Below are 6,629 nucleotides of genomic sequence, written 5' to 3'. Positions count from 1 at the left end.
GTCAAATGGCGGTTTAAACGCCCCGCATTCAAACGGTGCGGGCGGCAATGGCGTAAATTTAAACGGCGCCGCAAAATCGGGCGGTAATAACGCAAAAGGCGCAAATTCTAGCGCCTCAGATGACAGCTATTCAGACGTTCAGAAAAAGAAAAAGCATAAAAAGCGCTCAAATATGCCAAAAAGTCTTACTGGCAACGAGCCGTGGCAAAAGGCGATGGACGATGCGATCGCGCAAAACAAGCTGATCCACGAGGAGCGCCTGCACCCGCTTAAAGACGCTAATCGCAGCGATGAGACGGTGCGTATCACGCCGCTTGGCGGACTGGGCGAGATCGGCGCGAATATGACCGTGTTTGAGACCAACACGAGCGCGATCATCGTAGACGTAGGCATGAGCTTTCCCGAGGAGAGCATGCTTGGGGTCGATATTTTGATCCCCGATTTTGATTATGTCCGCAAGATAAAAAATAAGATCAAGGGCATCCTCATTACCCACGCGCATGAGGATCACATCGGCGCGATGCCATATTTTTTCAAAGAATTTCAATTCCCGATCTACGCTACACCGCTTCCTTTAGGGATGATAAGCAATAAATTTGAAGAGCACGGCCTTAAAGCCGAGCGCAGCTACTTTCGTCCCGTGCAGAAGCGCCAGCTTTATCAGATCGGCGATTTTGAGGTCGAGTTTATCCATATAACACACTCGATTATCGATGCAAGCGCGCTTGCGATCACGACTAAGGCGGGCACGATCATCCACACGGGCGATTTTAAGATCGATCATACGCCGATCGACGGCTACCCGACCGATCTGAACCGCCTTGCGTATTACGGCGATCACGGCGTTATGCTTTTGATGAGCGATAGCACAAACTCGCACAAAGAGGGGATCACGAAGTCCGAAAGCTCGGTAGGCAAGACCTTTGATACAATATTTTCGAGCTGTAAGGGGCGTGTGATAATGAGCACCTTCAGCTCAAACATCCACCGCGTTTATCAGGCTATTGAGCGCGGCGTAAAATACGGCCGCAAGGTCTGCGTCATCGGACGAAGCATGGAGCGGAATTTATTTACCGCGATGGAGCTTGGCTACGTAAATTTAGACAAAAAAATCTTCGTCGATGCCGATCAGGTTTCCAAATATCCAGATAATGAAGTTTTAATCGTTACTACCGGCTCGCAGGGCGAGACGATGAGCGCGCTGTATCGCATGGCGACGGACGAGCACAAATACATTAAGATCAAATCCACCGATCAGGTAATCATCAGCGCCAAGGCGATCCCCGGCAACGAAAGCAGCGTCTCGACCGTGCTTAATTACCTGCTAAAAAGCGGCGCAAAGGTCGCGTATCAGGATTTTAGCGAGATACACGTAAGCGGGCATGCCTCGATCGAGGAGCAAAAGCTCATGCTGCGCCTGATAAAGCCGAAATTTTTCCTACCCGTGCACGGCGAATACAACCACATCGTAAAACACAAAGAGACTGCGATGGAGTGCGGCATAGAGGAGAAAAATATCTATCTGATGAACGACGGCGATCAGATGGAGGTTTGCGAAAAATATCTAAAGCGCGTCAAGACCGTCAAGACGGGCAAAGTCTTCATCGATAATCAGATCAACAAGCAGATATCCGACGAGATAGTCAAGCACCGTCAAAATTTAGCCGATGCGGGCGTCGCAGTCATCATCGCGCAGATCGACAAAAACGAAAAGAGGCTCATTCAGACGCGCGTAATTACCTATGGGCTCGTCGCCGAGAACCAAACGGCGCACTTTACCAAAGAGATGCAGGGCATCATCGAGCAGTTTTTGGCAAATTTAAAAGATGAGTTTTTGCTCGATCACTGGGCGCTGGAGGGCAAGATTCGCCAGGCCGTGCGAAAGCACATCTTTAGAAAGATCAAAAAATATCCGACCATCGTGCCGGTGATCTATTTGATGTAAGCGCGCTAAATTTAGCGCGCAAGAGGGCTTTGATCTGCGGCGGACGGGTGAAATTTTGTGGTGCCGATGAGTTCTTGAGCGTGAAATTTTGCGATGTGAGCGAGTTTTTCGGCACGGAATTTTAAAGCGGCGAGTAAAATTTCTAGCGCAATTTCGGCGTAAAGTAAAATTTAAAGCGTGTCTAGCAAGGCCGCGGCGAGCGGGTAGGGCGGCGTGCGATTTTGTAGAGTAGAATTTCGCGGCGTAAATTTCAAAGGCGCGAAATTTCGGCTAGCGTAAATTTAGGCGCGGCGCAAAGAGGCGCAAAATAGAAGCAAATTTTAAAAAGAAGGTTGAATGAGTGAAATTTTAGATACGGCACGAGAGGTGCTAAGGCTCGAAGGAGCGGAGCTTTTGCGGCATGCGGATCTTATCGGCGGCGAAATTGAGCGAGCTGTAAACTTGATCCTAGCTTGCAAGGGCAAGGTAATCGTCACCGGCGTGGGTAAGAGCGGTCACATAGGCGTTAAGATCGCTGCGACGCTTGCCAGCACCGGCACGCCGTCGTTTTTCGTCCATCCTACCGAGGCGCTGCACGGCGATCTGGGTATGATCGGTAAGGGCGATATGGTGCTTGCGATCAGCTTTAGCGGCGAGAGCGAGGAGCTGGTTAGAATTCTACCTCATCTCAAACGCTTCGGCGTAAAGATCATCGCGATGGCGCGCGATAAAAACAGCTCGCTCGGCAAGGTTAGCGATGAGTTCATAAGCCTAAATATCGTCAAAGAGGCCTGCCCGCTAGGCGCCGCGCCGACGGTTTCTACGACGCTAACACTTGCGTTAGGAGACGCGTTAGCGATCTGTTTGATGAGACGGCGCAGATTCGGCAAAGAAGATTTTGCAAATTTTCATCCCGGCGGAAGCCTCGGCAAGCGACTCTTCGTCAAAGTAAAAGACGTAATGCAAAGCAAAAATTTACCGGTCGCAAAGCGCAACGCCAGCCTAAAACAAGCTATCGACGTTATGACGCACGGAAAGCTCGGCACCGTTTTGTTAGTGGACGAAAAAGGCGCGCTCGAGGCGATTTTAAGCGACGGCGATCTGCGCCGCGCTCTGATGCGAGAGGATTTTGACATCAATGACGGCGCGCTAAAATATGCCACCAAAAATCCTAAAATGCTGGACGATAAAAATATGCTCGCAATAGATGCGCTAAATTTGATCGAGCAGTTTAAAATTCAAGTCCTGCCCGTGGTCGAAAACGGCGCGCCCGTGGGGATATTGCATATCCATGATCTAACGAGTCTGGGGCTAAAATAATGCAAAAGATGCGTCTGAATAAATTTATCTCTCATAACACCGGCTACTCACGTCGTGAGGCGGACGAGCTGATTAAGCAGGGCAAGGTTAGCATTAACGGCCGCGTCGTTAGCGATTTTATAGAGGTTAGCGGCGAGGAGAAGATCCGCATCGGCTCGCGCCTCATCAAGCCTAAGACGGAATTTACGATGATCGTTTATAACAAACGCAAAGGCGAGTTAGTTACTAAAAAGGACGATCGCGGCAGGCGGACGATTTACGATAGCTTGCCGGAGGGGTTTAGTAGATTTGTTAGCGTGGGGCGTTTGGATTTCGCAAGCGAAGGGCTTTTGCTGCTAACCGATGCGCCAGCGATCGCTACGGCGCTGATGAGCAGCGACATCGAGCGAGAGTACTATCTAAAGGTAAAAGGCGAGGTAGGGGATGAGGTCGTAACGGCGATCCGCGAGGGCTTTTTCGCTGCAGATGCGAGCAAGGGCGCGCACGCCAAAAGCAAGATCAAATCGATGGAATTTAAGCCCTTTTTAGGCTACCGCATAATGCCTAGCAGCGGCGGTTATACGAAGATAAAGGCGATCATCAACGAGGGTCAAAACCGCGAGCTGCGTAGATTTTTCGGCTATTTTGATCTGGACGTCGTGGAGCTTAAGCGCACGGCGTTCGGTAGAATGACGCTTGGGATGTTAAAACCCGGCAAATGGCGCTATTTCGATCAGAGCGAATATGAAGATCTGCGCGATTTTTTGAAAGAAAACAAAATCCGCTATTAAATTTAAGGAGGCGAAATGAGTTCAAAAACAAACGCCGCGCGTGTACTGGACGGTCTGAAAATCCCCTACGAGATCAAAGAATATGCGGTTGATCCTTTAAATTTAGACGCGGTGCATGTGGCAAACAGCGTGAGCGAGCCGATCGAGCGGGTTTATAAAACGATAGTTTGCACGGCGGATCACGAATACGTCGTAGCCTGCCTACAAGGCGATCTAAATTTGGATCTCAAGGCGCTCGCGCATATTTGCGGCGCGAAGCGTTGCGAGCTGATGGATTTGAAGGATTTGCAAAAGGTCACGGGCTACGTCAGGGGCGGCTGCTCGCCGCTTGGGATGAAAAAGCACTTCCGCACCTTCATCGATGAAAAAGCGCTAACGCAGGAGAAAATTTACGTTAGTGCAGGCGTACGCGGAAAACAGATCGCTCTCGCGCCGAAGGATCTCGCAGTCGCAACCGAAGCGCAAATTTGCAAAATAACACATGATTAACGTGGCGTTGCTTTTGCTGCCGCTTGCGTAAGTAACGCCGGCGGCAAGCTAGCCAAAATTTACGCTGCGAAATTTAGACTTTTAAAATTTGGCGTTGCGCCGTTTATTAAAATAAGCTCCTGCGCGCCGAGAAAATACAAATCAAATTAGTTTTATAAATTTTATTGTTAAAATTCTAAGTACTGCGCGCCGCAAAATATCTCAAGCGAGATGATGAGTACGCGGAGCACAAAGCAAACCTATTTAAAACCGCATGCTTTGCACTCGCTGTATTTTGCTCGCTATAGATTTAGCCTTGCGACGCTCAGCATTATTTGCGATAAAATTTTAAAATTTCATCGCAAATTTTATACGCCTCGCGCCTATTTTTTGAAAAGCTCAGAGACGTTCGGGGCTTGCTTTTCTTGCTCGCTAGCGGCAAAGAATTCCGCTTTGACGAAGTTAAAAACGTTAGCGATGATGTTAGTAGGAAACATCTCGCAAGCGTTATTATAGACCGTAACGGCGCCGTTATAAGCGCGCCGTGCGGCACTGATCTGCTCCTCGCACTCGCCTAACGCGTTTTGTAGCTTGGCAAACGATTCGTTAGCCTTGAGGTTTGGATACGCCTCTACCGCAACGCGGATCTGCCCCAAAAGGCTTGAAATTTCGCTATTTAGCTTAAATTTATCCGCGTTAGAGGCCGCGCTAATCGCTTGCGAGCGAAGTTCGCTAACGCGCGTTAGGACTGCGTTTTCATGCGACATATACTCACGCACGGTACTTACTAAATTCGGGATGAGGTCGTAGCGCTTTTTAAGCTGTGTATCGACGGTGGAGGCGATATTTCGCACCTGGTTACGCTTGGCGATGAACGAGTTATAAACGCCCACTAACGCCAAAACTAACAAAACTATGACGACTAATAAAATCAAAGCCGCATTCATTTTCTCTCCTTTTTAAGGCGTTTCAATTAAAAATAAGAATATTTGGCTATAATCCGCAATTCTTTCTCGTCACGGTAGCTCAGCTGGTTAGAGCGCTGGTCTCATAAGCCGGAGGTCGGGAGTTCAAGTCTCCCCCGTGACACCATCAAATCACGAACTTCGCCTTTTAATGTAAGCCTTTGCTTTAAATTTAGCGTAATTTTATCATAGGAATTATTAAATTTACATTGTAGAGCGGTTTTCGGCACGGCGGTTGAAATTTTAAATTTGCCGGCCCGGTACAAGCTCATATAATGAGAGCCTGCGCCGGGCTATAGGGCGCTTTTATATTAGTATCTATATTCGATACTTAAAAGCGCGGTGCGACCTCGAGCCGAGTTGTTAAAAATTGTTATATCGTCGTTAAATACTTGATTGGAATACGACGAGTTATATGTGTAGAGCGCATCCATATAGTTTTTATCAAAAACGTTTTGCACTTCGAGCTTAAATGTTAAATTTTCAATCGGTTTATAGGTCGCATACATATCAAAAATCGTAGGGATGCTCGGTAAATCCTGCGTTTTTATAGATTTAAATTCCGCACCGTTCGTAGTATACGTAAATAACGGGTTCATTCTTTTTGCTTTGCCCGTGATTTTGGCTATGCTACCTATCGTTAGTTTTTCATCGAAAAATCTTACTCCCGCATCGATAGTGGCGTAGTACTTCGGAAGCTCGCTAAATTGCGATACGCCGCTTGAAGGTCCGTTCGTCCAATCCACCGCCGTACTGTCGGAGAGTGGATACGACGCCTTTTGACGAGAGTAGGTGGCGGTAGTATAAAAGTATCCTGCGTCATACATCAGCTCGATCTCAAAACCCCTAAGCGTCGCATCTCCATTCAGGCGCGTAAGATACATCGTATCGGGACTGCCGTTATCGTCGTAAAAAAGCATGAGCCTGTCGTAAATATAGTTTTTTACCTTGCTACGATAGTAGGTAAGCTTAAACCCAAAAACGTCGTCGTTCGCGATTAATCCATGCTTATGGGAATTAAATCCCAACTGAAACGTCTTTGCGGTTTCCGGTTGCAAAAAGGTATTGATATCTTCATAAACCGTGCCCGAGTGAAAAAGCTCCTGAACGTTTAACGCGCGGGTACTTTTGGAGTAGCCGATAAACGGCGCGAAAAGTTCGTGCAAGCTTACGCCGTTCATA

At 48.1% G+C, this 6,629-nt stretch carries 6 protein-coding genes and 1 tRNA gene; 5 read left to right on the top strand and 2 right to left on the bottom strand.

What is annotated here, in order from left to right; genetic code table 11:
* From Q0236_RS06045 to ybaK, 4 genes are all read left to right on the top strand, one after another.
* Nucleotides 1-1,945, top strand: a 1,945-nt coding sequence (locus Q0236_RS06045) for a ribonuclease J (protein ID WP_297916048.1), incomplete at its 5' end; no start/stop codon positions are given.
* A gap of 336 nt (nt 1,946-2,281) precedes the next feature.
* On the top strand, nt 2,282-3,244 hold the full coding sequence (locus Q0236_RS06040; protein ID WP_297916047.1) for an SIS domain-containing protein: 963 nt from the start codon (nt 2,282-2,284) through the stop codon (nt 3,242-3,244).
* Between the two features lie 8 nt (nt 3,245-3,252).
* The gene (locus tag Q0236_RS06035) at nt 3,253-4,014 is read left to right on the top strand and encodes a pseudouridine synthase (protein ID WP_297916050.1); all 762 of its coding nucleotides are present in this window, start codon (nt 3,253-3,255) and stop codon (nt 4,012-4,014) included.
* Between the two features lie 15 nt (nt 4,015-4,029).
* Nucleotides 4,030-4,503: a Cys-tRNA(Pro) deacylase gene (gene ybaK / locus Q0236_RS06030; protein ID WP_297897090.1), complete on the top strand. Its 474-nt coding sequence runs from the start codon at nt 4,030-4,032 to the stop codon at nt 4,501-4,503.
* A gap of 362 nt (nt 4,504-4,865) precedes the next feature.
* Here ybaK and Q0236_RS06025 read toward each other — a convergent pair whose 3' ends face one another.
* On the bottom strand, nt 4,866-5,429 hold the full coding sequence (locus tag Q0236_RS06025) for a LemA family protein (RefSeq protein WP_297916045.1): 564 nt from the start codon (nt 5,427-5,429) through the stop codon (nt 4,866-4,868).
* Between the two features lie 68 nt (nt 5,430-5,497).
* On the opposite strand from Q0236_RS06025, the gene Q0236_RS06020 reads away from it, so the two are divergent.
* Nucleotides 5,498-5,574 (top strand) — tRNA-Met (locus Q0236_RS06020).
* Nucleotides 5,575-5,758: 184 nt separating this feature from the next.
* On the opposite strand, the gene Q0236_RS06015 is transcribed toward Q0236_RS06020, so the two are convergent.
* The coding region (locus Q0236_RS06015; RefSeq protein ID WP_297916043.1) for a TonB-dependent receptor at nt 5,759-6,629 on the bottom strand (871 nt) is incomplete at its 5' end.

This window comes from uncultured Campylobacter sp. (genome assembly GCF_938031315.1).
Taxonomy (GTDB): Bacteria; Campylobacterota; Campylobacteria; order Campylobacterales; family Campylobacteraceae; genus Campylobacter_B.
The sequence above is the reverse complement of the archived record's forward strand: the minus strand, read 5'-3'. Positions and strand labels throughout refer to the sequence as shown.

Coding starts and splice junctions, on each gene's coding strand:
- Q0236_RS06040 (WP_297916047.1), top strand. CDS start 2,282: ATGAGTGAAATTTTAGATACGGCACGAGAGGTGCTAAGGCTCGAAGGA.
- Q0236_RS06035 (WP_297916050.1), top strand. CDS start 3,253: ATGCGTCTGAATAAATTTATCTCTCATAACACCGGCTACTCACGTCGT.
- ybaK (WP_297897090.1), top strand. CDS start 4,030: ATGAGTTCAAAAACAAACGCCGCGCGTGTACTGGACGGTCTGAAAATC.
- Q0236_RS06025 (WP_297916045.1), bottom strand. CDS start 5,429: ATGAATGCGGCTTTGATTTTATTAGTCGTCATAGTTTTGTTAGTTTTG.